This window comes from Micromonospora cynarisoli (genome assembly GCF_030518815.1).
GTDB lineage: Bacteria > Actinomycetota > Actinomycetes > Mycobacteriales > Micromonosporaceae > Micromonospora > Micromonospora wenchangensis.
The window spans coordinates 5,079,169-5,101,051 of record NZ_CP130426.1 but is presented as its reverse complement, the minus strand read 5'-3'; the positions used below and the strand labels follow the sequence as shown (position 1 = coordinate 5,101,051).

Annotated in this window: 19 protein-coding genes, 1 tRNA gene and 5 pseudogenes; 11 read left to right on the top strand and 14 right to left on the bottom strand. The window is 66.6% G+C overall.

Features of this window, described 5'->3' with window-relative positions; translation table 11 throughout:
- Nucleotides 1-5 precede the first annotated feature (5 nt).
- Both Q2K16_RS22155 and Q2K16_RS22150 read right to left on the bottom strand, forming a co-directional pair.
- Nucleotides 6-1,184, bottom strand: coding sequence for an ABC transporter substrate-binding protein (locus Q2K16_RS22155; RefSeq protein WP_302739841.1), 1,179 nt, complete (start codon nt 1,182-1,184; stop codon nt 6-8).
- A 106-nt stretch (nt 1,185-1,290) separates the two neighbouring features.
- On the bottom strand, nt 1,291-2,499 hold the full coding sequence (locus tag Q2K16_RS22150; protein WP_302739839.1) for an aromatic ring-hydroxylating oxygenase subunit alpha: 1,209 nt from the start codon (nt 2,497-2,499) through the stop codon (nt 1,291-1,293).
- 224 nt (nt 2,500-2,723) lie between these two features.
- Here Q2K16_RS22150 and Q2K16_RS22145 point away from each other — a divergent pair, with 224 nt between their 5' ends.
- Together Q2K16_RS22145 and Q2K16_RS22140 are read left to right on the top strand one after the other, a co-directional pair.
- Entirely contained in the window at nt 2,724-3,491 is a 768-nt protein-coding gene (locus Q2K16_RS22145; RefSeq protein ID WP_302739837.1) for an SDR family NAD(P)-dependent oxidoreductase, read from the top strand.
- Complete coding sequence (locus tag Q2K16_RS22140) at nt 3,488-4,324, top strand: enoyl-CoA hydratase/isomerase family protein (RefSeq protein WP_302739835.1); 837 nt, start codon at nt 3,488-3,490, stop codon at nt 4,322-4,324. The genes Q2K16_RS22145 and Q2K16_RS22140 overlap by 4 nt, the downstream gene beginning before the upstream one ends.
- Before the next feature lie 59 nt (nt 4,325-4,383).
- Here Q2K16_RS22140 and Q2K16_RS22135 read toward each other — a convergent pair whose 3' ends face one another.
- The 6 genes from Q2K16_RS22135 to Q2K16_RS22110 form a co-directional block, all read right to left on the bottom strand.
- Nucleotides 4,384-4,848 carry a MaoC family dehydratase gene (locus tag Q2K16_RS22135; protein ID WP_302739833.1) on the bottom strand — a complete coding sequence of 155 codons (465 nt, stop codon included), beginning with the start codon at nt 4,846-4,848 and terminating at the stop codon, nt 4,384-4,386.
- A 120-nt stretch (nt 4,849-4,968) separates the two neighbouring features.
- Complete coding sequence (locus tag Q2K16_RS22130; RefSeq protein WP_302739831.1) at nt 4,969-5,799, bottom strand: crotonase/enoyl-CoA hydratase family protein; 831 nt, start codon at nt 5,797-5,799, stop codon at nt 4,969-4,971.
- 74 nt (nt 5,800-5,873) lie between these two features.
- Nucleotides 5,874-6,905 carry an MBL fold metallo-hydrolase gene (locus tag Q2K16_RS22125; protein WP_302739829.1) on the bottom strand — a complete coding sequence of 344 codons (1,032 nt, stop codon included), beginning with the start codon at nt 6,903-6,905 and terminating at the stop codon, nt 5,874-5,876.
- 1,272 nt (nt 6,906-8,177) lie between these two features.
- Nucleotides 8,178-8,543, bottom strand: coding sequence for a hypothetical protein (locus Q2K16_RS22120; protein ID WP_302739827.1), 366 nt, complete (start codon nt 8,541-8,543; stop codon nt 8,178-8,180).
- An 80-nt stretch (nt 8,544-8,623) separates the two neighbouring features.
- The gene (locus tag Q2K16_RS22115) at nt 8,624-9,631 is read right to left on the bottom strand and encodes an RHS repeat-associated core domain-containing protein (protein ID WP_302739826.1); all 1,008 of its coding nucleotides are present in this window, start codon (nt 9,629-9,631) and stop codon (nt 8,624-8,626) included.
- A 21-nt stretch (nt 9,632-9,652) separates the two neighbouring features.
- Nucleotides 9,653-10,096, bottom strand: coding sequence for a hypothetical protein (locus Q2K16_RS22110; protein WP_302746700.1), 444 nt, complete (start codon nt 10,094-10,096; stop codon nt 9,653-9,655).
- Here Q2K16_RS22110 and Q2K16_RS22105 point away from each other — a divergent pair.
- Nucleotides 9,983-10,231 (top strand): annotated as a pseudogene (locus Q2K16_RS22105) (hypothetical protein); the annotation flags it as partial. The gene Q2K16_RS22110 and the pseudogene Q2K16_RS22105 sit on opposite strands and share 114 nt — an antisense overlap.
- Before the next feature lie 9 nt (nt 10,232-10,240).
- Entirely contained in the window at nt 10,241-10,372 is a 132-nt protein-coding gene (locus Q2K16_RS22100; RefSeq protein ID WP_302746699.1) for a hypothetical protein, read from the top strand.
- A 505-nt stretch (nt 10,373-10,877) separates the two neighbouring features.
- Here the strand turns inward: Q2K16_RS22100 and Q2K16_RS22095 are convergent.
- Nucleotides 10,878-10,952 (bottom strand) — tRNA-Lys (locus Q2K16_RS22095).
- Between the two features lie 454 nt (nt 10,953-11,406).
- Between Q2K16_RS22095 and gltX the strand changes: the two genes are divergently transcribed.
- From gltX to Q2K16_RS22080, 4 genes and pseudogenes are all read left to right on the top strand, one after another.
- Nucleotides 11,407-12,810, top strand: a complete 1,404-nt coding sequence (gene gltX / locus Q2K16_RS22090) for a glutamate--tRNA ligase (protein ID WP_302739824.1) — start codon at nt 11,407-11,409, stop codon at nt 12,808-12,810.
- Nucleotides 12,811-12,937: 127 nt separating this feature from the next.
- Nucleotides 12,938-13,102 (top strand): annotated as a pseudogene (locus tag Q2K16_RS33285) (arginine--tRNA ligase); the annotation flags it as partial.
- Nucleotides 13,027-13,905, top strand: a pseudogene (argS, locus tag Q2K16_RS22085) (arginine--tRNA ligase domain-containing protein); the annotation flags it as partial. The pseudogenes Q2K16_RS33285 and argS, both read left to right, overlap by 76 nt.
- Nucleotides 13,906-14,023: 118 nt before the next feature.
- Nucleotides 14,024-15,328, top strand: a pseudogene (locus Q2K16_RS22080) (IS256 family transposase).
- 35 nt (nt 15,329-15,363) lie between these two features.
- Here the strand turns inward: Q2K16_RS22080 and Q2K16_RS33090 are convergent.
- The 3 genes and pseudogenes from Q2K16_RS33090 to Q2K16_RS22065 all read right to left on the bottom strand — a co-directional run.
- Nucleotides 15,364-15,810: pseudogene (locus Q2K16_RS33090) on the bottom strand (nitrate- and nitrite sensing domain-containing protein); the annotation flags it as partial.
- A 464-nt stretch (nt 15,811-16,274) separates the two neighbouring features.
- Nucleotides 16,275-16,628, bottom strand: a complete 354-nt coding sequence (locus tag Q2K16_RS22070; protein WP_302739822.1) for a helix-turn-helix domain-containing protein — start codon at nt 16,626-16,628, stop codon at nt 16,275-16,277.
- Between the two features lie 514 nt (nt 16,629-17,142).
- On the bottom strand, nt 17,143-17,316 hold the full coding sequence (locus Q2K16_RS22065; protein ID WP_302739821.1) for a hypothetical protein: 174 nt from the start codon (nt 17,314-17,316) through the stop codon (nt 17,143-17,145).
- Nucleotides 17,317-17,611: 295 nt separating this feature from the next.
- Between Q2K16_RS22065 and Q2K16_RS22060 the strand changes: the two genes are divergently transcribed.
- Nucleotides 17,612-18,082 carry an NUDIX hydrolase gene (locus tag Q2K16_RS22060; protein ID WP_302739819.1) on the top strand — a complete coding sequence of 157 codons (471 nt, stop codon included), beginning with the start codon at nt 17,612-17,614 and terminating at the stop codon, nt 18,080-18,082.
- 90 nt (nt 18,083-18,172) lie between these two features.
- A complete protein-coding gene (locus tag Q2K16_RS22055; RefSeq protein ID WP_302739817.1) occupies nt 18,173-18,739 on the top strand; it encodes an HD domain-containing protein in 567 nt (188 codons plus the stop codon).
- 361 nt (nt 18,740-19,100) lie between these two features.
- Here Q2K16_RS22055 and Q2K16_RS22050 read toward each other — a convergent pair whose 3' ends face one another.
- Nucleotides 19,101-19,679 (bottom strand): aminoglycoside phosphotransferase/kinase family protein, encoded by a 579-nt coding sequence (locus Q2K16_RS22050; RefSeq protein ID WP_302739815.1) that lies wholly within the window; start codon nt 19,677-19,679, stop codon nt 19,101-19,103.
- Between the two features lie 149 nt (nt 19,680-19,828).
- Here Q2K16_RS22050 and Q2K16_RS22045 point away from each other — a divergent pair, with 149 nt between their 5' ends.
- Complete coding sequence (locus Q2K16_RS22045; protein WP_302739705.1) at nt 19,829-20,947, top strand: IS630 family transposase; 1,119 nt, start codon at nt 19,829-19,831, stop codon at nt 20,945-20,947.
- 32 nt (nt 20,948-20,979) lie between these two features.
- On the opposite strand, the gene Q2K16_RS33280 is transcribed toward Q2K16_RS22045, so the two are convergent.
- Nucleotides 20,980-21,594, bottom strand: a complete 615-nt coding sequence (locus Q2K16_RS33280) for a hypothetical protein (protein WP_489671803.1) — start codon at nt 21,592-21,594, stop codon at nt 20,980-20,982.
- Nucleotides 21,595-21,883: the final 289 nt, after the last annotated feature.

Below are 21,883 nucleotides of genomic sequence, written 5' to 3'. Positions count from 1 at the left end.
CTCGGTCAGGACTTGAACTGGCCGTCGACGGTCTCGGACACCGGAATCACCGCGAAGTCGTCCACCGTCATCTTGGCGTTGAAGTGGTCTTCGGCGGAGAAGCCGCAGTCCTTGAAGGTCACCCACTGCGGATCGGCCGGCGTCTCGAGGTTCTCGAACGCCTCGGCGAGCTTCTCGGTGTCGGTCGACCCGGCCTGCTTCGCCGCGAGCGCGGTCAGGATCACCTGGTCGTACGTGAGGCCGTACACGGTGATGGTCTGATCGACCGCGCCCACCTTCTTGACCGCGTCGATGAACGTCCTGCGCGCCGGGGTCTGCTCCGACTCCGGCTTGTACTCCTGGAGGTCGTAGGCGAGCAGCTCGGCGTTGTCGAGGGCCTTGGCGTCGGCCAGGATGGTGACGTCGGAGGCGCTGATCGAGTAGCCCATGATAGTCGGCACCGAGGTCGCACCCGTCTTGATCCGCGCGGCGAGTGCCTGCGGCACCGCCGAGCCCGACGCGTCGAGGTAGATCAGGTCGGCGCCGGTGTTCTTCGCCTTGAGCATCGGAGCGGTCAGGTCCACGTCGGTCGGCTTGAACCGGACCTCCTGGTAGTCGATGCCGGCCTCTTTGAGCGCCGCCGCCAGGAACGGCGACTGGCCGTCACCGAACGCGTCCCCGGGCAGGACCGCCGTGACCTTCTTGGCGCCCTTCGCCTTGATCGAGCTGACGGCCTGCTGGAGCACGATCGCCGGCTTGGCCACGGTCGAGAAGACGTACGGGTACTCCTTCGGCTTGTTCAGGCCCGGGTTGGAGCCGATCGTCATCATCAGCACCTTGTTGCGCGTACTCAGCGGCGCCGCGGGAAGTGCCTCGTTGCTGGAGACACCTATCGAGAGCATGTCCACGTCGCCCTTGGTGATCTCGCTCTGCACCAGGCTGGCGACCTTGGCGCCGTCGCTCTGGTTGTCGACGATCTTGATCTCGACCTGACGGCCGTTGATGCCACCGTTGGCGTTCACAACGTCCGCGCCCGCTTCGAGGCCGGCGATGCCGGCCTTCGCCGTGTTCTGCAGCAGGCCGGTCTTGCCGACCACGTAGACGATGGTGAACGGGTCGTCGGAGCCCTTCGCCGCACCAGGGTCGTTCCCGCCACACGCAGCGACGAGGCTGACCACGGCGGCCAGTGCGATGCCCGCGCGCAAGCACGAGAGTCCAGCAGTCATTACCACTCCAAGTTGCTGTAGGTGATGGTGAACCGGTGGGGGCGGCACGCCAGGTGCGCGCCACCGAGCGAGGACCAGTGCTGCCCTACCGTCCGGCCGAAATCCGGACAGGCTTGGGGTCGCGGGCGGCGAAGCGCTCCTCCTCCCCCGCGAGCAGGGCTTCGACGACCTCGTGGTGGTGGATGAGGGCGGGCTCGTTACGCCCGAACCGGAACACGGGCGGGTTGCCCGCGTCGACCGCGAACTGGGCCTGGTCGGCCATCGCCATGTCCTCGGTCTCGATGGTGTTGATCAGGGTCTCGGCCTGCCGGGCCCAGTGGCGCTCGGCCCTCTCGGTCGTCGGCAGCTCCGGTGCGTACAGCGACAGCTCCGCGCGGCACCGCGTCGGGCCCTCTGGCAGGATCCGATACATCTCGACGTGGTCGATCATGTGGATGAGGACCGTGTTCGGCGCGATGTGGTAGTTCAACGCCGCGTGCCTCATCAGCTCCCACTCCTCGCGGGGCTGGGCTTTGAGCTCGTCGATCGTGGCGCGCACGCCGGTCATCAGGCCGTGCAGACCGAGGTCGTCGAAGGTGGAGCAGTCCGAGCGGAACAGGTGCGCGATGGTCTTCGCATGCAGGAACTGCACGTGGTACATCTCGCAGAAGCTGTCGAACATGATCTTCCAGTTCACGTCACGCGTGGTCGAGCGGGTCGTGATCAACTGGTAGTTCTCGTAGCCGAACGACTCGAAGTCGTCGACGAGGGAGCCGCCGAGCCAGGCTCGGGCGTCGAACTCGGGCTGCTCGCGGCCGGCGAACGACACGAAGACCAGGCCGGCGGCCTCGTCGCACGGCACTGCCGGCAGACCCACCTCGTCGATGTCGAGGCCCCTGAAGCCGTCGAGGTGCGTCGGACGGATCAGCGAACCGTCGAGGCGGTAGGACCAGGCGTGGTAGGGGCACGAGAAGGCGCGCTTGCCCTTGCCCCTACCCTGTGCGACGCATGCGCCACGGTGCTGGCAGGTGTTGCGGAACGCCCGGACCTTCCCGTCCTCACCCCGTGCGACGAGCAGCGGGACGCCCATCATGTCGAGCGTGACGAAGTCACCCGGTTCGGCGACGTCGCCCGAGAGGCACACGAGCAGCGGCGTGCGCCGGAAGATCCGGTCGAGCTCCTCCTGGTAGCGTTCGGGCGATTTATAGGCGTCGGTCGGACTGAAGTACATGTCCGGGTACATATCGGTGGTATTGCCGCCGACCCGGTGGCCCACGATGCGGTCCAGAATCTCCAGCTGACGTTCGCGGCGCATGGCGCTTCTCCTCAGGTTCCGGACGCGTGGCGAGCAGGTCAACCTGCCGTTAAACGTTGTTCACCGGTGTGTTGACAGTCACGTTACATAGCGACTAAACATTGTTCAACAGCCTTTTCGACCTGGGTGCAGCCCCGCAAGGTGGCAAGTTCCACCTCCAGGGCCACCGGCACGCCGACGCCGGCACACCCCGGTCGAACACCAACCTGCCGAGGGGACCAGCCATGCCACCGACCACCACGCCTGTACGCCCCCAAGCGCTGATCGCTGGCGGCTCCGGCGGACTCGGCGGCGCCATCGGACGCTGCCTGGCGCGCGACGGATGGCGGGTCGTCCTCGGGTACCGCAGCGGCGCCGGCCGCGCCCAGAAGGTGGCGGACGAACTGGTCGACGCCGGGCACGAAGCCTCGACGGTGCATCTGGACCTGTCGCAGGAGGCATCCGTCCGGGCCGCCGTCGCGGGCCTGGACGGCACGCTCGACGGCGTCGTGTACGCCGCCGGCCCGTCGATCCCGCTCGGCCACATCTCCCGGCAGAGCGTCGAGCGGTTCGGCTCCACGGTGACGGCCGACGTCGTCGGGTGCTACACCCTCGTCCACCACGCGATCCCTCGCCTGCGCGAGGCGCGGGGCCGGATCGTCGCGGTCAGCACCCTGGCCGTACGTCGGTACGTCAACAGGGACATCCTGTCCGCGGCGCCGAAGGCGGCCGTCGAGACCGTGATCCGGGGCGTCGCGTCCGAGGAGGGCCGCTTCGGCATCCGCGCGAACTGTGTCGCCGCCGGCCTCATCGAGGGCGAGGGGATGTGGAAGGAGTTGATCGAGCGTGGCGACTACAACGAGGCCATGCTCGAGGCGGCCCGCAACGAGCTGCCGATGCGGCGCTTCGGCACGCCCGACGACATCGGCAACGCGGCGGCCTTCCTGATGTCCGACGCCGCCGGCTGGATCACGGCACAGACCCTCGTCGTGGACGGCGGGTACACCGCATGAACGCCACCACGCCCCTACTGGTCGAGGACACCGACGGCGTCCGCCGCCTGATGTTCAACCGTCCCGAGGTCCACAACGCGCAGGACGTCGCGATGCTCGAGATGCTCGACGAGGAGCTGAACCGCATCCCGCGCGACCGTTCGGTACGCGCCGTGGTCCTCGCCGGGGCGGGCCGCAGTTTCTGCGCCGGGCACGACCTGACCCAGATGCACGTCGACGAGGAGTACGGCCGTAACGCCTCGACGGTCGAGGGCCGCTTCGAGCAAGAGATGCGCCTCTTCGTCGAGCCGGTCCGCAAGTTCCGCGAGCTGCCGGTGCCCACCGTGTGCCGCGTTCAGGGCCACTGCCTCGCAGCCGGCCTGATGTTCGCCGGCTCAGCCGACTTCGTGCTCGCCGACCGCACGGCGCGCTTCGGGTCGCCGATCGTGACCGCGATCGCCGTCAACGACGCAGAGGTCGCGAGCTTTGCGCTGCGCGTGGGCGAGAGCTGGGCCAAGCGGGTGTTCTGGCTCGACGAGCGGCTCGACGCCGAGCAGGCGCACGACGCCGGACTGGTGACCTGGGTACTCGACGACGCCGCGGACCTGGACCGTGCGGTCGCCGACCTCACGCGCAAGCTCGTCGCCGCTCCCCGGGAAACGCTCGCGCTGTCGAAGCAGACGCTGCGGTTCATGGCCGACCTGCGCGGTGAGCGCGACGTCAACCGCTTCCACTTCATGGCCCACCAACTCAGCCACTGGACCAAGGAGTCGCAGGACGTCCTCGCCGCGCGGATGGAGCGCCTGGCCGCCGGCCGGTCCGCGATCCCGGACAGCCAGCGTCGGGGCGATTGACCCTCCGCACCGACCGCCGACCGGGCCCGGAGCGGCCGGCACGCCCGCCCGGGCGCTGGTCATCCTCGACTCTCGAAGATCCTGCTGATCGTCCTGGCCACGCAGGCGGGCTTGTCCGAGCCCTCCACCTCGACTACCGCGTTCCACGAGATCTGCGCGCCGTCGTCGGCGATCCACGCGAACGACGCGAGCGAGGCGCGGACCCGGACGCGCGAGTCGACACGCACCGGGGCGGGGAAGCGCACCTTGTCGAGCCCGTAGTTCACCCCCATGCGGGTGGTCTCCACCCGGTACACGTCGCGCAGCAGCACCGACAGCAACGACAGCGTGAGGAAGCCGTGCGCGATCGTCGTGCCGTACGGCCCGTCCTTGGCTCGCCCGGGATCGACGTGGATCCACTGGACGTCGCCCGTGGCGCCGGCGAACTCGTCGATCATCGACTGGGTAACCACCCGCCACTGACCGGGTTCCAGGTCGACGTCGACGGCCTCGGAGAGCTCGGCGAGATCAGCGAACACGCGCACGGCGGCACCTTCCACCAGGATTGGACTTTGTTCAACACATGCTAGTGTGCTGCGCCAGAAATTCGCCTGCAATTTCCGGCGCAGGACACTAGCCCACCTGGCTCCGGTTTCCGGCCGCGGTCACCGTCCCTCCCAGACCGGCGGACGCTTCTCGGCGAAGGCAGTCGCCCCCTCGGCCGCGTCCCGACTGGCCACGACGATGTCGGTGGCCCCGTCGTTGACCACCCACACCTCGCGCCGGGACCAGTCCGGGTCCCAGTCCGAGCCACCAGCGGCCACCTGGTGCATCACCCGCTTGGTGTGCTGCACCGACAGTGGCGCGTTCGCGGCGATGCGCTCGGCCAGCGCCATCGCCTCCCCGAGCGCCGCACCGGACCCAGCAACCACGTTGACCAGGCCCCAATCGGCCGCCTCGCGGGCGTCGACGGGATCGCCGGTCAGCGCCATCTGCAGGGCGCGCTTGAACGGAACCTGCCGCTGGAGCCGCACCACGCCGCCCGCACCGGCAATCAGACCCCGCTTCACCTCGGGCAGGCCGAGCCGGGCGTCCACGGCGGCGACCACCAGGTCACAGGCCAGGACGATCTCGGTGCCGCCGCCCATGGCGAACCCGTTGACGGCCGCGATCAGTGGCTTGTCTATCCAGTGCCGCACGAGCCCGGCGAAACCCCACTCCGGGTGCTCCGGCGCGGCGATCGAACGCCCGGCCGCCAACTCCTTCAGGTCGGCCCCGGCGCAGAAGGCCCGGCCGCTGCCGGTCACCACCACCGCCCGCACCCCGGAGTCGGCCGCCGCCACCTCCAGCGCCTCCCCGACGGCGGCAGACAGCGCCGCGTTGACGGCGTTCAGGACCTGCGGCCGGTTCAGGCGGATGACGGCGACGTGACCGGTTCGTTCGTACAGGGCAGCCGGCTCGACACCGCCGGGCGTCGTCTCGATCGTGGTCGTCAACGGGTCTCCAGCAGGTCGCAGGCGATGATCTGCCTCAGGTTCGGGACGACGACCGGGCCTGCCGACACGACGAGTCAGGCGTTCGCATAACGGCGCACCCCGTCGATGTCAGCCCGGATCAAGCGCCCCTGCGCCATCAGCAACTCCAGGTGTGCCGCAGTCTCGCGGACGGCAAGCATCCCGTTGAACGGGTCGAGATCCCCCAGCTCGCGCTCGCGCCTGGTCCACCGCAGCAGCGATGCGACCTCGTACGCCGACTGCGCGCCCCGCGCGACGGCGGCCTCCGCCTCGTCCAGCCGTCCGCCGTGGTGTGCGACGAGCTCGTCGACGCGCGCGTGCACACTCGGGGTCACCGGGCCGTGCGCCGGAAGCAACCACGCGTCCGGCCGCTGTCTCACCAGCGCCAGTGACCCGAGGAAGTCGCCGAGCGGGTTCGCGGAGAGCACGGGCTCGAAGCCGATCGACGGGGTGATGGTGGGCAGCACGTGGTCGCCGGCGAACAGCAGGCGCGACGCGGTGTCGTGGAAGACGACATGGCCGCGTGTGTGGCCCGGCGTTTCGACGACGTGCAGGGTGCGCCCACCGCTTGTGACCTCGCTTCCGCCATGCAACCAGTCGTCGGGCAGCTCCCAGTCCGCGCTCGGTACGCGGTCCCCGGCGACCCTCGCCAGGGCATCGGCGAGGGCCTCCGCGCCGAGTAGCCGCAGCTGGTCGAGCTGCTCGGCCAGCGGGTCGCGATCCGCGGCCTTGATGGTTTCGAGGTTCCGACGCTCGCCAGCGCCGAGGCTCACCCGCATGCCGAACTCGCGGCGCAGGTGCACGGCCTGCGTGTAGTGGTCCCGGTGAACATGCGTCACGAGAAACCGGCGAACATCCCCGACCGAGAGGTCCAACGACTCCAGGGCATCGGCGAGGGCGACACGCGCCTCGGCGATCGCCCACCCCGAGTCGACGAGGGTCGCGCCACCATCGTGGCGGAGGACGTACACGTTGACCGCTCGCAGCCCGTCGTCGGGCAGCGGCAGCGGCACGCGCTGGACCCCGGGGGCAACCTCGAAGGCACCAGGCGCCGTCCAGTCGTCGAGACCGCCGTCATCCGAGGTCATGGCCTACGACCATAGTCCCGGCGCACGCCAGTTCGGACAGCGGCGACCGGTGGCCTCCGTCACGAGGCTCCGGCGCGGTGCGTCGTACGACGCGCCGACGTCAGGCAACGGCCCGGTGACGGGGCAAGAATCCATACCTGACGCAGCACCTCGACAGCAGCGAGTCGAACCACCCGTTGGAGTGTCCGGCTCGTAGCGGCCCGCAGCAGGGCGATGCCGTCAGCGCCGACCTGTTCCTGACCGCTTGGACGAGCCGGGCGCAAGGGGATCCCTAGGCCTACTGCCACTCCTGGCTGGGGTGCTCGGCGGGTGCTCGTATACTCCGGCCCCAAATCCGACAATACCCCCGTAAGGGTCGTGGACAAGAAGTGACGTTTGGCTATTTTCCCAGTTCAGATGGTGGGCCGCCTGGGACTCGAACCCAGACCCTAAGGATTAAAAATAGCCAGAAGCAGGTGAACTCATCTGGTCTCGCCAAAGGGCCAAGTTTGTGTCTTGTGGTCCAGATTCCTGCTGTGCTGTCCGGCCGTGGTCGCGCCGTTCCGCGCCAAGTGCACGCGGCAATCCGTGGTGAAAGACGGGTGGTCAAGGTCGAAGTCCAGGATTCGCGCCGTGAATCCGTCCGCGTCGGGAACATGCGAGCACCCGTGGAGCACCCCCCGGTCCACCGGTGGGAGTTCTGATGGTCGCGCGGCGCCCGACGCGCCTACAACCGGCTGCTACGTGGCATGCGTTGCCGAGAGAACGCGGCTTTGCCATCCTCATCGGACGCTGGAGGCGCGGCGCCACACGACCGTCAGCCCACGACGAATCGGCGACATCATCGCCGCCGCGCTACACCTGACCCACTTTGAGTACAGATAACTACGCAAATTTGCTGAGATCACTTCACTTCATGGAGAGGTGAGTGAGGGCGATGAGGTAGTCGGGGTGAACCGGTTGATGCCGGTGTGGCGGGTGTCGGTGCTGCCGCAGAGGTCGAAGCCGCTGCCGGTGCTGAAGGTGCCGGTACCGAAGGGGCGACCGAAGTGCCGGTGATCGGCCGCCTTTGGCCCTCTCTGCGCCGAACGAGGTCACCCGGGGCCGGCTCGACCAATCCGCTCCAGGACGGCAACGTCGGTCTTCGCACATCTCGCGCTACTGAGGTTGAGAAGTGAATCGCCACTACTGGCACGAGCACGAAAAGCGTCCGGTAATGCGGTGGAGCAATCTGATGGCGTGGTATCGGGGTGGCCGACCGGGTGGCCGCCACCCCGATACCGTCATAGGTCATTAGGCTGTCAAGTACGGCTCAAAGTAACGCGCCTTCCCCCTGCGGGCGAAGATGGACATGCCTTGGCGGGTGTGCACCTTTACAATTCGATCGGGCAGTTCCACGCGGGCCACCGCCCGCACTGGCGACGCACCTCTCAGGTAGACGGTCTCTGAAACTCTGCCGGCGATGATGGCATCTACCACCTCTCGACAGGAAGAGATCATCTCGTCGCAGTCATCGTCGACAATATCGAGGACAGACATTTCGCCGAAAGCGATTGTCATCTCGTCCTCGTCTTGAAAGAACGCGGCGAAACTGCAAGCTTGTTTATTGCTTGGAGCGACCTCAACCCTCCTTCCAATGCCGCTTCCCGTGGTCGTCACGCGAGTCTCGTCATCGACTCGAGTTCGGACATGATCGGCCAACTCGTCTAGATACTTTAAAAAGTTCATCCAATTCAACCTCAGAATAGATCCCAGTGGAAGCGTGGCGGTATGCGGTGCCACCATTTTTTCGGCTTGTTGTAACCGCCATGAATGGAGAACATGTTGCGTTGTTTTTTGTTATTCCAGCTCCACCCCACGCGGATTATCTTTGACCTGTTGAAGATCCCCTGATAGCCGTGTACGGACTTTCTGCCGAATAGGTACTTGTTGGCTCGATAAAGGGTTCGTGTGCCTAGACCCAGTTGCCATCTGGTGAACTTCGAGTGGAGGCGCTTGGCACCATCGATTGCGCGTTGCAGCCATCTCTTTACCGGCCTTTTCCAGCCGTAGTCGCTGCTACAGCCGCATTCTGCCCGCTTTCCGTCAAGGTCGGAGCAGTTGACCGGGTCTGCTCCGCAGTATTCGTAGGGGTTGGCGCTCCCACCGTAGACAGGGTCGACCTGCAGGAAGCGGCCGGTGGCGGTGTTGTAGAGGCGGACGCCCATCAGGAGCATGCCTGACGGAGTGTCGGCGGCACGTTGCTTGGCACCGAGCCAGCCGTACCGCTGCTTGCCGATGTCGTCGCTGTTGCGTGGAGTACCGTACTCGGTGGTTTCACTGGTACGGGATAGGCCTTCGTCGCCGGCGTGGAGGGCGGCGACCAAGTCGCCGTGCAGGCTTGTAATCTGCCAATCCACCTGGCCGCTGTCGCTGTCATAGATGCCCGCTGTGGCCGATAGCCCTGACAACGGTCGGGTGAACCGGCCCGGCGTCCCTTGTGTCCACGACGGGCTGTCATCGTCGCCGTCGTAGTGGTGTACGGACTCGACCATCGTGCCGCTGGCGTTGTCGGTCCAGGATCGGACCCGCTCACCGGCGACGTCGAGGGTGTAGTCGGTCGTGCGGCTGGCCTGGGTGATGGTGTCGACCAGGTCGGTGGAGTGGTAGGTGACCGTGACGTTGCCGTCGGTCGGGTTGGCTGTGTCGACTGCCGGTACGGTCTTCGTCCGGCCCAAGGTGTCGTAGACGTACCCGGCCGTGTTCACTCGATCGGCTGTGTCGTAGGTTCAGGTGCGCGACGATGCCGTCGTGGTGGTCTGGCAGGAGCCGTCTCCGGCTGGTGCGTATTCGGCCAGGCTTGTCCGGTTGGATGAGGTGCTGAACCCGTACGACCTGGTCGTGCACTGACTGCCGACGATGTCGTTGATCGATGTGAGTCGACCCGTTTGGTCGTAGGTGTAGCTCTGCTCCGACAGACTCGACGTCCGCTGCCGCCATTGGCCATGCGCCGACTCGGTCACCGACTCGGTGTAGAGGGTGCAGTCCGCCGCCGCGCAGCCCGGCTTGACGTAGGTCAGGCCAACCTGCGTACCGGTCTCGTCGGTTTCCGTCGCGACCTGTACCCCGTTCGGCCACGACTCCGAAGCCAGGTCGCCGTCGGCGTCGTAGCTGCCGGAGAACGTCCCGCCCTGCGAGTCGGCGACCGAGGTCAGCAGGCCACGCCGAACCAACCCTGGCACCCCGAAGCCGTCACCTGGCGATTCGAATGCCTCGTCCGCGACGCCGCACTACCCCCGATCCGACTGCACGACCTGCGACACTGCGCCGCCACCTTCCTCAAAGCCGCCGGCGCCGACCCCAAGGACGTCCAAGAATTGCTCGGCCACTCCTCCATCACCATCACCGGCGACACCTACACCACCGTCATCGCCGAACCCGACGTCGAACGCGCCAAAGCCGAAGCCGCCGCCCAACTCGTACCCCGCCGACGCCGACCAGCCGCGTAACCACCAACACCCAGCGGGGACGTCACCACCAGGCTGACGTCCCCGTCCGAGGCCGCTCCCGTCACCGATTCCCGCGAGATCCGGCGCGGTCTCCTGTTAGCCACTTCCTGAGTCGGCCACCCGCAGCGCCGCTGAGGCGCCTTCCGCTTCGGGCACGCCAACCACGGTCCCCAGTCCCGGAGCTGGGATGAGATACAGGTCAGGATCGCCAGCGGGGCGTGTTCGGAGTCCCCACCGTGAGGGACCGAACATCCGCCTCTGGCGGTCGGGTGCCATCTCCGGCCGGTGCGGACCATCCAGTCGTGGACTGGATGGTCCGCACCGCACTCGTCAGGAGGGCACCGAGCCAGCGAACCCTGCCGTGACGATGGGCTGCGTGCTCGTCGCCCTGCCATTCCCGGGGCGGGTGCTCGGCAGATGCTCGCGGGAAAAGCCTCAAATCCGACAATATTCGCACGGAAGAGCGATCGAATGAAACGATGGAGGTCTATTTTCCCAGTTCAGATGGTGGGCCGCCAGGGACTCGAACCCTGAACCTAAGGATTAAAAGTCCTCAGCTCTGCCATTGAGCTAACGGCCCGCTGCGCCACAGATTACCCGAACTCCTCCGTCGAGTCGGGTTCGCCTGAGGCTCGCCCTTCGAGGCGGTGTGGCTGACCGTGCTGGTGACCGCAGATCGTCCGGCCCACATGGTGCGGCTACCAACACCGGCTGCTCGTGCTCGGCCGGGCGGGACATGCCCGAGTTCGCCGAGCAAGCGGCGGCTGTTGTGCCAGTCGATGTACTCGACGGTGGCCGTCTCCGGGTCGTCGAGCCCGCGCCATGGACCTCGGTTGCGGACGAGTTGGGCCCTGTACAGGGAGTTGAACAACTCGGCCATAGCCTGTCGCACGAGTCATCCCTGGGCCCGACCGAGGTGACAGTGACTGTCTGGGCGATTCGTTGCCCGGGCAGGGGTACGACGCCCCGGCTCGGAAGCTACGGGGCCGGATATAGGTGAGGCTGACCGCTGCACGTTCGGTAGCCTGCTATCCGTGGCCAGTTCCGATCTCCGCGTCCGCTTCGCACCCTCCCCGACGGGCATGTTCCACGTGGGCAATGCCCGGTCCGTCCTGTTCAACTGGGTGCTGGCTCGACAGTCGGGCGGGACGATGGTGCTGCGGATCGAGGACACAGACGCGGCGCGGAACCGCCCGGAGTGGGTCCAGGGCATCCTCGACGCGATGGAGTGGCTCGGCATCGGCCCGAGTGAGTACGAGGGTCCGCTGTTCCAGTCCGACTACGCCCCGCAGCACCGCGAGGCCATCGACCGGCTCCTCACCGCTGGGCTTGCCTACTACTGCGACTGCGCCCGGGATCAGGTCATTGCGCGGACGGGCAGCGAGCACAAGGGCTACGACGGCTTCTGCCGGGACCGTGGCCTGGCCGCCGGGAACGGTCGCGCTTTGCGCTTCCGTACGCCGGACGACGGCTCGACCGTGATCGTCGACCTGGTACGCGGCAAGCCGACCTTCGACAACAAGTTGATCGAGGACTTCGTAATCGCCCGTGGCGACGGGTCGCCGGTGTTCCTGCTGGCGAACGTGGTCGACGACATGGTCATGGGCATCACCCACGTGATTCGGGCGGAGGAACACCTGCCGAATGCGCCGAAGCAGCAACTGCTGTGGGAGGCGCTGGGCGCTGAGCCCCCGGTGTGGGTGCACGCGCCGATTCTGGTCAACGAGAAGCGGCAGAAGTTGTCCAAGCGTCGGGACCGGGTGGCCCTGGAGGACTTCCGCGCCGAGGGGTACCTCGCCGGGGCGATGCGGAACTACCTGATGCTGCTCGGGTGGGCGCCGTCCGGTGACCGCGAGATCCTGCCCTGGGACGACATCGTGGCGGAGTTCCGGCTGGAGGATGTCAACCCTTCTCCGGCGTTCTTCGACGTGAAGAAGCTCCGGGCCTTCAATGGGGACTACATCCGGGCACTGTCGGTGGAGGCGTTCATCGAGGCGTGTCAGCCCTGGTTGAGCGCCGAGGCCACGCCGTGGCGGCCGGAGGCGTACGACGCGAAGGCGTTCGCTGCGGTCGCCGAACTGGCGCAGACCCGGATCGGGGTGCTCTCCGAGATCGTGCCGATGGTCGACTTCCTGTTCCTCGACGAGCCGGTCACCGACGAGGCTGCGTGGGCTAAGGCCATGAAGGCCGAGGCCCCGGCTCTGCTAGCCGCCGTGGTCGAGGCGTACGAGACGTGCGAGTGGCAGGCCGAGGTGCTGAAGTCGACGCTGGAGGCGATCGGCGCCGAGCGAGGGCTCAAGCTTGGTAAGGCGCAGGCACCGGTACGGGTTGCGGTGACCGGCCGCACCGTCGGGCTGCCGCTGTTCGAGTCGATCGAGATCCTCGGACGTGAGCGAACTCTGGCTCGCCTGCGAGCCGCCCTCGACCGCCTGAGCTGACCCCTTCGTGACCGGCGGATCGATCCGCCGGTCAACCTCGTCGTCGATCGATCCGCTCCCCCGGGCACTGCCCCCGGCAGATCTGTCTCCCGCATGAGGCGGATCGGAGCGAGATTGACGTGCCTCCATGGGCCTTGAAAAGCTGTTGGCCGACCGGCTGGCGCAAGCGTTCTCGGCCGTGGCCGGCGGGCCGGTCGTGCGGCGGTCGCAGCGCGCCGACTACCAGTCCGACGCCGCCCTGGCCCTGGCGCGTCGGCTTGGCCGCCCGCCCCGGGACATCGCCACCGAGGTCCTCAGCCGGGTGGAGCTGGCGGACCTCTGCGCGGCCTTGGAGAGGTCCGGCCCGGGGTTCGCCTCGGCGTGACCCGGCTGCTCTGCCTGGTGGGCCTTCCGCATCATCAGCACGTCGAGATGGTGTATGCGGTAGCCCGGCAGGCCGGCTGAACCCGCCCGCGCGGGCCGAGCACATCGGCTTCGGCTCAATCCTCGGCTCGGACGGCAGGATGCTACGCAGCCGGGCAGGTGGCTCGATCAAGCTCGTCGGACTGCTCGACGAGGCCGTGGCCAGGGCCGCCGAACTGGCCCGGCAGAAGAACCCCGGCCTGTCCGAGACGGCCGTCGCCGAGGTCGCCCGCGCGGTCGGCATCGGTGCCATCAAGTTCGCCGACCTGTCCACCGACCGGATCAAGGACTACGTCTCCGACTGGCAGCGGATGCTCTCCCTCGACGGCAACACGGCCCCGTACCTCCAGTACGCCCACGCCCGGCTCCGGTCCATCTTCCGCCGCGCCGGCATCGAGCAGCTCACTGCGGCATCGATCTCGATCACGCATCCCGTCGAGCACGCCCTCGCCCTCGAACTGGTCAACTTCGGCACCGTCGTCACCAGTGTGGAGCAGACCCTGGAGTTCCACCGACTTGCCGGATACCTCTGCACACCTCGCCGCCACCTTCAGCGGCTTCTACGAGCACTGCCCGGTCCTGCGCGCCGCCGACGAGGTACGCGACAGCCGGCTGGCTCTGTGCGACCTCACCGCCCGGGTCCTGCACCGAGGCCTGTACCTGCTGGGCATCGCCACCCCGGACCGCATGTAGCCGATCGCCCCCTCGGCCACGTGTGCTCGCCGGACGGCAGGTCTACTTCCGGGCCAACTCCGCACCGAGTGGGACTGTAAAACGAACGGTGTAACTCCTGATCAAGGAGCAGCACCTGATGATGGATGTCGTGATCACCGAGGTCGATACTGGCCAGGTGGGGAAGCGTGGGCCGGCGGGGCCGGTGGGAGACGGGGTCGACGATCAGTTCGTCGCTCAGGTGGTGGAGCAGGCCCGGGCGGCGGGTCTGCAGCTCACCGGCGAGGGCGGGCTGCTGCAGCAGCTGACCAAGCGGGTCCTGGAGGCCGCTCTGGACGGTGAGATCACTGACCACCTGGGCTACGAGAAGGGCGACCCGGCCGGGAACAACGGTCAGAATTCCCGCAACGGGGTGCGGGGCAAGACGGTGCTGACCGAGGTCGGCCCGGTGTAGATCGCGGTGCCCCGTGACCGCGACGGCAGCTTCGAGCCGCCGATCGTGCGCAAGCGTCAACGCCGGCTCTCTGGGGTCGAGGACATGGTGATCTCGTTGTCGGCCAAGGGATTGACCACCGGGGAGATTCAGGCCCACCTGTCCGAGGTGTATGGCGCGGACGTGTCCCGGCAGACGATCTCCACGATCACCGACAGGGTCGTCGACGGGATGACCGAGTGGCAGAACCGGCCCCTGGACTCGGTCTACCCGGTGATCTTCCTCGACGCGGTGCACGTGAAGATCCGCGACGGGAAGGTCGCGAACAGGCCGATCTATGTGGCCCTGGCCGTCACGGTCGACGGCAACCGGGACATCCTCGGGCTGTGGGCCGGTGACGGCGGTGAGGGCGCGAAGTTCTGGCTCGGCGTGCTGACCGAGCTGAAGAACCGGGGTGTCGCGGACGCGTGCATGGTGGTCTGCGACGGACTCAAGGGCTTGCCGGACGCGATCGGGCAGACCTGGCCCGAAGCGGTCGTGCAGACCTGCGTCATCCACCTGCTGCGGGCGTCGTTCCGCTACGCCGGCCGGCAGCACTGGGACGCCATCGCCAAGGCGTTGAAGCCTGTCTACACGGCGTCGACCGAGGCCGCCGCCCGAGAACGCTTCGCCGAGTTCACGCAGGCGTGGGGCACGAAGTATCCGGCCATCATCCGACTGTGGGAACAGGCGTGGGCCGAGTTCGTCCCGTTCCTGGCCTTCGACGCCGAGATCCGCACCGTCATCTGCTCCACCAACGCCATCGAGTCCGTCAACGCCCGGATCCGCCGAGCCGTCCGAGCCCGCGGCCACTTCCCGAACGAGGGCGCCGCACTCAAGTGCGTCTACCTCGCGGTGATGAGCCTGGACCCGACTGGGCAGGGCCGCCGACGATGGACCATGCGCTGGAAACCCGCCCTGAACGCCTTCGAGATGGCCTTCGAAGGACGCCTGACCGCAAACCGCAAGTAACCCTCAACAACCCGAGTTACACCGTTCGTTTGACAGACCCCCACCGGACCGTCCCCACGCACCCACTGCCGCTGCGCCTGCACATCAGCCAACCCAGCGTCAGCACGGGCTAGAACGGCACGAACATCCCCCGGCGATCCACCCAGCTCGCCCCTCAACCCCCGAAACCAGGTAATCGCTTCGTCGGTGCGCTGCACCGCCCGCTCGAAATCCGCCGACACCACCTCGGACCCCGGCAACAGCACACCCACCGCCGCCGCCCGCTCCGCCTGCAACCGCTGCGTCACCTCGGCAGCCGATGCCCCCACCGCGAACATGTCCCCGGCACGTTCAGCAGCCGTCGCCGCCCCCACCGACGACCACAAGCCGAACCCCGCCGACACCACCGCGGCCAACACCGTCGGCAGCACAATCAACGCGGCCTTCCACCGCACCGACAGATCCGCCAACCGACGCCCAAGCCTCAACCGCGAGACCTTCACCGCATCGCCATCGGGCGCCCTCACATCGTCCCCCGCTCGCGGATTAACGCCTCAGGGTGGCGGAGCGATATCGGCCCTACTGCCGTTCCCAGTACTCGCTTGTAGCTGGGCCTACTGGCCCGATCTTGCTGGCCGGTCAATACAAGACCAGGTGTGAAGACCATGGGCGCCACAAGCAGGACCAGCAGCAGTGACGCAAGCCCTCGGGCAACAGACACAACAGCCCTCTCTACCTTTCGATCGAAAACCGGCGGCAGTGGTTCTGGGCGCAGGTGGCTGACCTCGAACGCGCCGGGCGCGATTCTGGTCGTCACGTGGCTTGACCTTCTCCTAAATCGACGATCGCTCTGTCCACGCAGTGTGTCCAGCCCCACCGTGATGGGTCACCGTGAACCCCTCGGTGACAGGATCGAGACGCGATAGGGCGAGACATCCATCCGGACGCATTCGTTGGGAAACGGATTTCAGTGCTCGTATGCAAGCCCCATCAGGCCACGCGGAATGCTTAGTCCTTCTGCTACCCGTTCGAGCACCTCGTAAGAAGTCACGCGCTGTCGGCCTCGGATCACTGCACGGACCTGGTTCTCGGTCGTGCCGGTGGCCGCGGCAATCGCCGACTGACTCCAGCCACGCGATTTGAGAAAGCGGAACACCGCACCGATATCGCGTTGACGCAGCAACTCTGTGAGCAACAGCCCCTCGAACTGATCGTTGAGCCACCAGGACGGGTCAGCGTGAGTAGGTGCCCGCCAACCTGCGCATCTCACGGGCATCGCCTTGATTGCAGCGATGCTGCCCGACAATGCGTTCGTGGTCATCCTGGTCCCCCAAACGTAAGGCGGTACCGGCGGGCGCGGCGACGCCCTGCGCGACCCCCGATCAACGAGGTGCGGAGCCCGGCACCGGACTGCCTCGTATCTGATCGCTCTTCGTGGGGATGTGGATACCGCCCGCCAGGGACTTTCGCGGACGTCTTGGTGGTGATATAAAGGCCCCCATGCGTCCCTCCGCCATGGCTGAAGCCTGATGCCCAACGAGCGGCTCCGAGGTGCTCTGACTGCTAAAGGGCTGACCACACAGCGATGCGCAGAAGTCATCGGAGTAGACCCGAAGACGGTGGAGCGTTGGATCACGCGGGACCGCGTCCCACACCGCGCTCACCGCATCGCAACCGCCGACCTACTCGGCGTTGATGAGACTTATCTGTGGCCCTCGGTTGCGGACGACCTCAGAGTCGTATCTGCGGGCCGGGCCGAGATGGTCGAGTTCTACCCGTCCCGCTCCGCAGTTCCGCTCGAGCTATGGCGTTCGTTGATTCAGCAGGCACGTGAGTCAGTTGACATACTTGTTTACGCCGGCTTGTTCCTTCCGGAACTCCACGACATCACCCGACTCGGTGATCGAGCACGCCAGGGCTGCCGCATACGAGCGCTTCTTGCCGACCCAAACGGTGCCGGAGTACGTCGCCGGGGAGAAGAAGAGGGATTTGGAATCGGGCTCGCCCATCGCGTGCTGCTTAGCCTGCGCTACTACGAGCCGATCCTGGCCATTCCAGGCGTAGAACTACGCCTGCACGATACGACCTTATACGCATCCATCTTCCGGGCTGATGAGACGATGCTGGTCAACACACACGTGTATGGCTCGACTGCCGCTCACAACCCAGTTATCTACCTACGGCGCGTTCCAGGTGGCCGCGTTGTTGACCACTACATCACCAGCTTCGACCGAGTCTGGAACCAGGCGAAACCCACAACAAACATTGATGCGGTAATAGCCGCCTTCGACGGGAGATAGAAAAATGCCGCGTCGTGATTACTTCAACGACCCCACTGCCCCAAAGGCGAACAGCGTCGTGCCCTCGGTCGTCGCAGCGGTACGGAACCAACGCGGCGAGCTCTTGATGATCCACCGCACCGACAACAACTTGTGGGCCCTTCCGGGAGGTGGGCACGATGTCGGTGAGTCAATCTCTGACACTGTGGTGCGCGAGGTCCGGGAGGAGACCGGCATCGAGGTAGAATTGTCGAGCCTCGTCGGCATCTACACCAACCCGCGCCACGTTATGGCCTACGACGATGGCGAGGTACGCCAGCAGTTCTCGATCTGCTTCACGGCCAGGCCGGTCGGCGGGCAACTGACCACCTCGACCGAATCACGTGACGTCCGATGGGTAGATCCGGCCGATCTCGACCAACTCGACATCCACCCGTCGATGCGCCTTCGCATCGACCACGCTCTCCTTGAGCAGGCTAATCCATACATCGGCTGAAATCGGAGGACACTTCACCACCGCAAGACGCCCCGATAGACCCCGGCGAGCGGGTGGGAGTAACACAGCTGAGCGGCTACCGTTTGGGGAGTGTCTCACCTCATCGCCCGCGCTCAACAGCTCGCCGCTAATCTGCTCGACTCTCCAACACTTGCTCAGCGCTGGGCCCATGTACGGGGCGTGGGGCAACGGGCAGTCGAGCTGACGGCCACGGTTGAGCCAGCCCAACGCGATCTGTTAGTGGCCGCGTCGTGGCTGCACGATATCGGCTACGCCGCCAGCCTGGCGGACACCGGCCTCCACTCCCTGGACGGCGCGCGATACCTGCAGCAACACGGTTTCCCTCCCGAGCTTGTGGGGCTGGTCGCCCATCACACCTGCGCCCGCTTCGAAGCGGCCGAGCGCGGCTTGTCAGATGATCTTGCCACCTTCCCGCTCGACGACGGGCCGCTGATGGACGCGCTTGTCACCGCCGACCTCACGGTCGGACCACAGGGACAGCGGCTCAACGCCGACGAGCGCGTCGCGGAGATCCTGCGCCGCTACCCTCCCCAGAGCCCGGTCCATCGGGCGATCAGTTGTGCTGCGCCCCTTCTCCTCGCGCACGTGCACCGGACTCTGGACAGACTCGACCACGCCGCCCTTGAGGGTGGTTGAGCGCCTGAACGGTGAATCGGCTTGGATGGAGATGCCTCCCGTGCTCTCTTGAGGAGCGACGGGAACGCTTTGCCAGCCAGGAGCACTCCGTTGTGATCCGACAACCAGTCAGAGGATCTGCCACTGACGGGGCTCTTGGCCCTCGTGGCGAAGTCCGCCGATCCTGCGGTGCACCTCGGCTGCGGCTTCGGTGCCAGCCCGGGCCTTTCGGGCGTCGGTTGCGATCATCTGTAGTTCGCGTAGCTCGCACAAGTCGTCGAAGCCCCGCCAGGAGGTGGGTCCCAGCCGTACGCTGCGGCGAAGCTGGCAAGAGCCGCAGAGCCCTGAAAGTTGAAGCGGCGGCAGTGAACGGCGACGGTGGCTAGATCCTCTCCCGTGGCCCAAGGGCGACTCCGTCCCAGTCGGCAAGCACCGGAGTTCTGTCGAAGCGGCGAAGGGCGTTACGGGTCTGGGGGTCGGATTGAATCAGGCTCGCGCCGAGGGGGAACTCCATCACAGACCATCGCTTCGTCAGCGACCCAAGGCGCTTCAGCAGCAGCTCCCGGTCCTCAGTACTGAGGATCGCCGACTTGATCACCGATGCGTGGACGTTGTCGATCGGCTGGAGCCTCGGCAGGATGACCGGCGGGGCTGGAAGGGCGTGTAGTTCCCGGAGGAGGGTGCGGAGCTCAATGGCTGTGACCGGTTCATCCTGCACTGGATCCAGTCGCTCCCAAACTGTGACGGCGTGCCCGTTCACCAGTAGTGGCTGTGGCAGACGAGGGCTGAGGAACACGGTGGGGAACTGACGCGCAGACAACCATTGGACCACGGCCACCACGACGCGCGTACAATCCAGACCGAACTCCTCTGGAGCGGTCTTGACCACCAAGTTGTCAACGGCGCACACAGCGTTCGTGTGATGACGCAGCAGGCAGGCGTCTGCCCCGGAGATCCTCAAGCGACGACACACCTCGGCGAGAACCGGACGAGTTAGCGCTTCGACGAATATGCGGCTCCCTAGTGCCGTGGCCACGAATGTTCGCGGTGTTGGGTGACACGCCGTCTGGCCTGTCGGCTGGGCGGGGTCGTGGCGGTCAGGCTGTGGCGGTGGCAGAACCCGTTCGCGTTCGGCGGCTCAGTGACCAGGAGGGTCAGCAGCTGCTGAGGATCACTCGTAGAGGTACCGGCTCGCCGATCCGCCTTCGGCGGGCGATGGTCGTGCTCGCCTCGGCCGGCGGGAACACGGTGCAGGCGATCGCCCGTCTCGTGCAGGCCGACGAGGACACGATCCGGCAGGTCATCCACCGGTTCAACGAGATGGGGATGGCCAGCCTGGACCCTCAGTGGGCGGGTGGCCGTCCCCGCCAGATCAGTCCCGATGACGAGGCGTTCATCGTCGAGACGGCCAACACCCGCCCCGAGAAGCTGGGGCGGCCCTTCACCCGGTGGAGTGTCCGCAAACTCGCCGAGCACCTGGGCTCGCATGCCGTTCGGCGGGTCCGGGTGGGGCGGGAGAGGTTGCGGCAGATCCTGCACCGGCATCGGATCACGTTCCAGCGGACGAAGACGTGGAAGGAGTCCACCGACCCCGACCGGGACGTCAAGCTCGCCCGGATCGAGCAGGTGAGCAGCCACTTCCCGCAGCGGGTGTTTGCCTTCGACGAGTTCGGGCCCCTGGTCATCCGCCCGCAGGCCGGCACCGGCTGGGCGCCCGCGGGCCATCCGCACCGGCTACCGGCGAACTACCACAAGCTGCACGGCGTGCGGCAGTTCCACGGCTGCTACTCCGTCGGTGACGACCAACTCTGGGGCGTCGTGCGGCGTCGCAAGAGCGCCGCGAACAGCCTCGCCGCCTTGAAGTCGATCCGCGCCGCCCGCCCGGACGGGGCACCGATCTACGTGATCCTGGACAACCTGTCCGCGCACAAAGGCCGCAAGATCCGCAGATGGGCGGCCCGGAACAAGGTCGAGCTCTGCTTCACCCCGACCTACGCCTCCTGGGCCAACCCGATCGAGGCCCAGTTCGGACCGCTACGCACCTTCGTCATCGCCGGCTCGAACCACCCGAACCACCCGACGCTGACCCGGAAACTGCACGCCTACCTGCGCTGGCGCAACGCCAACGCCCGCCACCCCGACGTCCTGGCCGCCCAACGCCGCGAACGCGCCCGCGTCCGCAGCGAACGCCAACGACGCTGGGGCCAACCCACCACCCGCGCAGCCTGACCCCAACACCGTCAACGTTCGTGGTCACGGCACTAGGGGTCGAGCGCAGGGGTCTCGCCAGCCAGCGCACGGTCCCCCTCCCTGCAGGACCGAACATAGTCGGTCAGCACGACTGCCTCGCTGCCGCGATGCCTCGCCGGGATGGCCGAGACAACCTCGCAGGCCCTGGTCAGAACGATCTCCGTACGGTGCGTCTCTGGCAGGCTCGTGACGGCCTCAAGGGCCGAGACCACCGCCTCTACCGCTCGCCGGTCGTGGACCATACACATCGATCGATCCAACGCGATGAGTGCCGGATCAATGGACACCGGCGATGATGACCCGTACAGCCGAAAGGCCTTTTCCTGGACCCGATATGCCTCCTTCGTGTCTCCCAGCCACGTGCTCGCCCCGGAGAGGTAGAACAGCATTCGCTTCGCCAGAAATCGGAAAGCAACATCAGTATCGCGGTCGCCTACCTGGTCGAAGATCTCTCTTGCCCGGCCGATGGCAGCACGCGACCCCTCGGTCGCACCAAGGCGTGCCAGGGCACGTGCGCGTCCAGCTGCGGCAAGCGCGCTCGACGATGTCGGCGTCTCGGCCAACGCCAACGCTGCCTCCGCCAGAGAGACGGTCTGCTGTGGGTCGCCGAAGTAGTAGGGCAGCATTGCCGATTGCGCCCGGACCAGCACCCGCGGCTGAGGCTCCGCACTGTCATCTGCGGCGCATGCGGCCGTCCGACACCACCGGTGAGCCTCCCCGGCCTCCCCGAGTCGCATAAGCGCGTCGGCACACATGGTTGCCAACAGAGCTGCAGTTCCAGAGAGCCTCGCCTGAATACCCACAGGTTTTCTGCGTCGCGACAGAATTTGAATCTCGGTGCATTCGGTCACTAGTTGCGCCAGCATTTCACTCGGGGAAGCCGAGGGGTAGATCCGCATACACCTACTAGTGGAC

What these genes read in the sequence shown, in the direction of transcription:
- Q2K16_RS22070 (WP_302739822.1), bottom strand. Translation starts at nt 16,628, where the DNA reads ATGACCACGAACGCATTGTCGGGCAGCATCGCTGCAATCAAGGCGATG.
- Q2K16_RS22060 (WP_302739819.1), top strand. Translation starts at nt 17,612, where the DNA reads ATGCCGCGTCGTGATTACTTCAACGACCCCACTGCCCCAAAGGCGAAC.
- Q2K16_RS22150 (WP_302739839.1), bottom strand. Translation starts at nt 2,499, where the DNA reads ATGCGCCGCGAACGTCAGCTGGAGATTCTGGACCGCATCGTGGGCCAC.
- Q2K16_RS22125 (WP_302739829.1), bottom strand. Translation starts at nt 6,905, where the DNA reads ATGACCTCGGATGACGGCGGTCTCGACGACTGGACGGCGCCTGGTGCC.
- Q2K16_RS33280 (WP_489671803.1), bottom strand. Translation starts at nt 21,594, where the DNA reads ATGCTGCCCTACTACTTCGGCGACCCACAGCAGACCGTCTCTCTGGCG.
- Q2K16_RS22065 (WP_302739821.1), bottom strand. Translation starts at nt 17,316, where the DNA reads ATGGGCGAGCCCGATTCCAAATCCCTCTTCTTCTCCCCGGCGACGTAC.
- Q2K16_RS22145 (WP_302739837.1), top strand. Translation starts at nt 2,724, where the DNA reads ATGCCACCGACCACCACGCCTGTACGCCCCCAAGCGCTGATCGCTGGC.
- Q2K16_RS22140 (WP_302739835.1), top strand. Translation starts at nt 3,488, where the DNA reads ATGAACGCCACCACGCCCCTACTGGTCGAGGACACCGACGGCGTCCGC.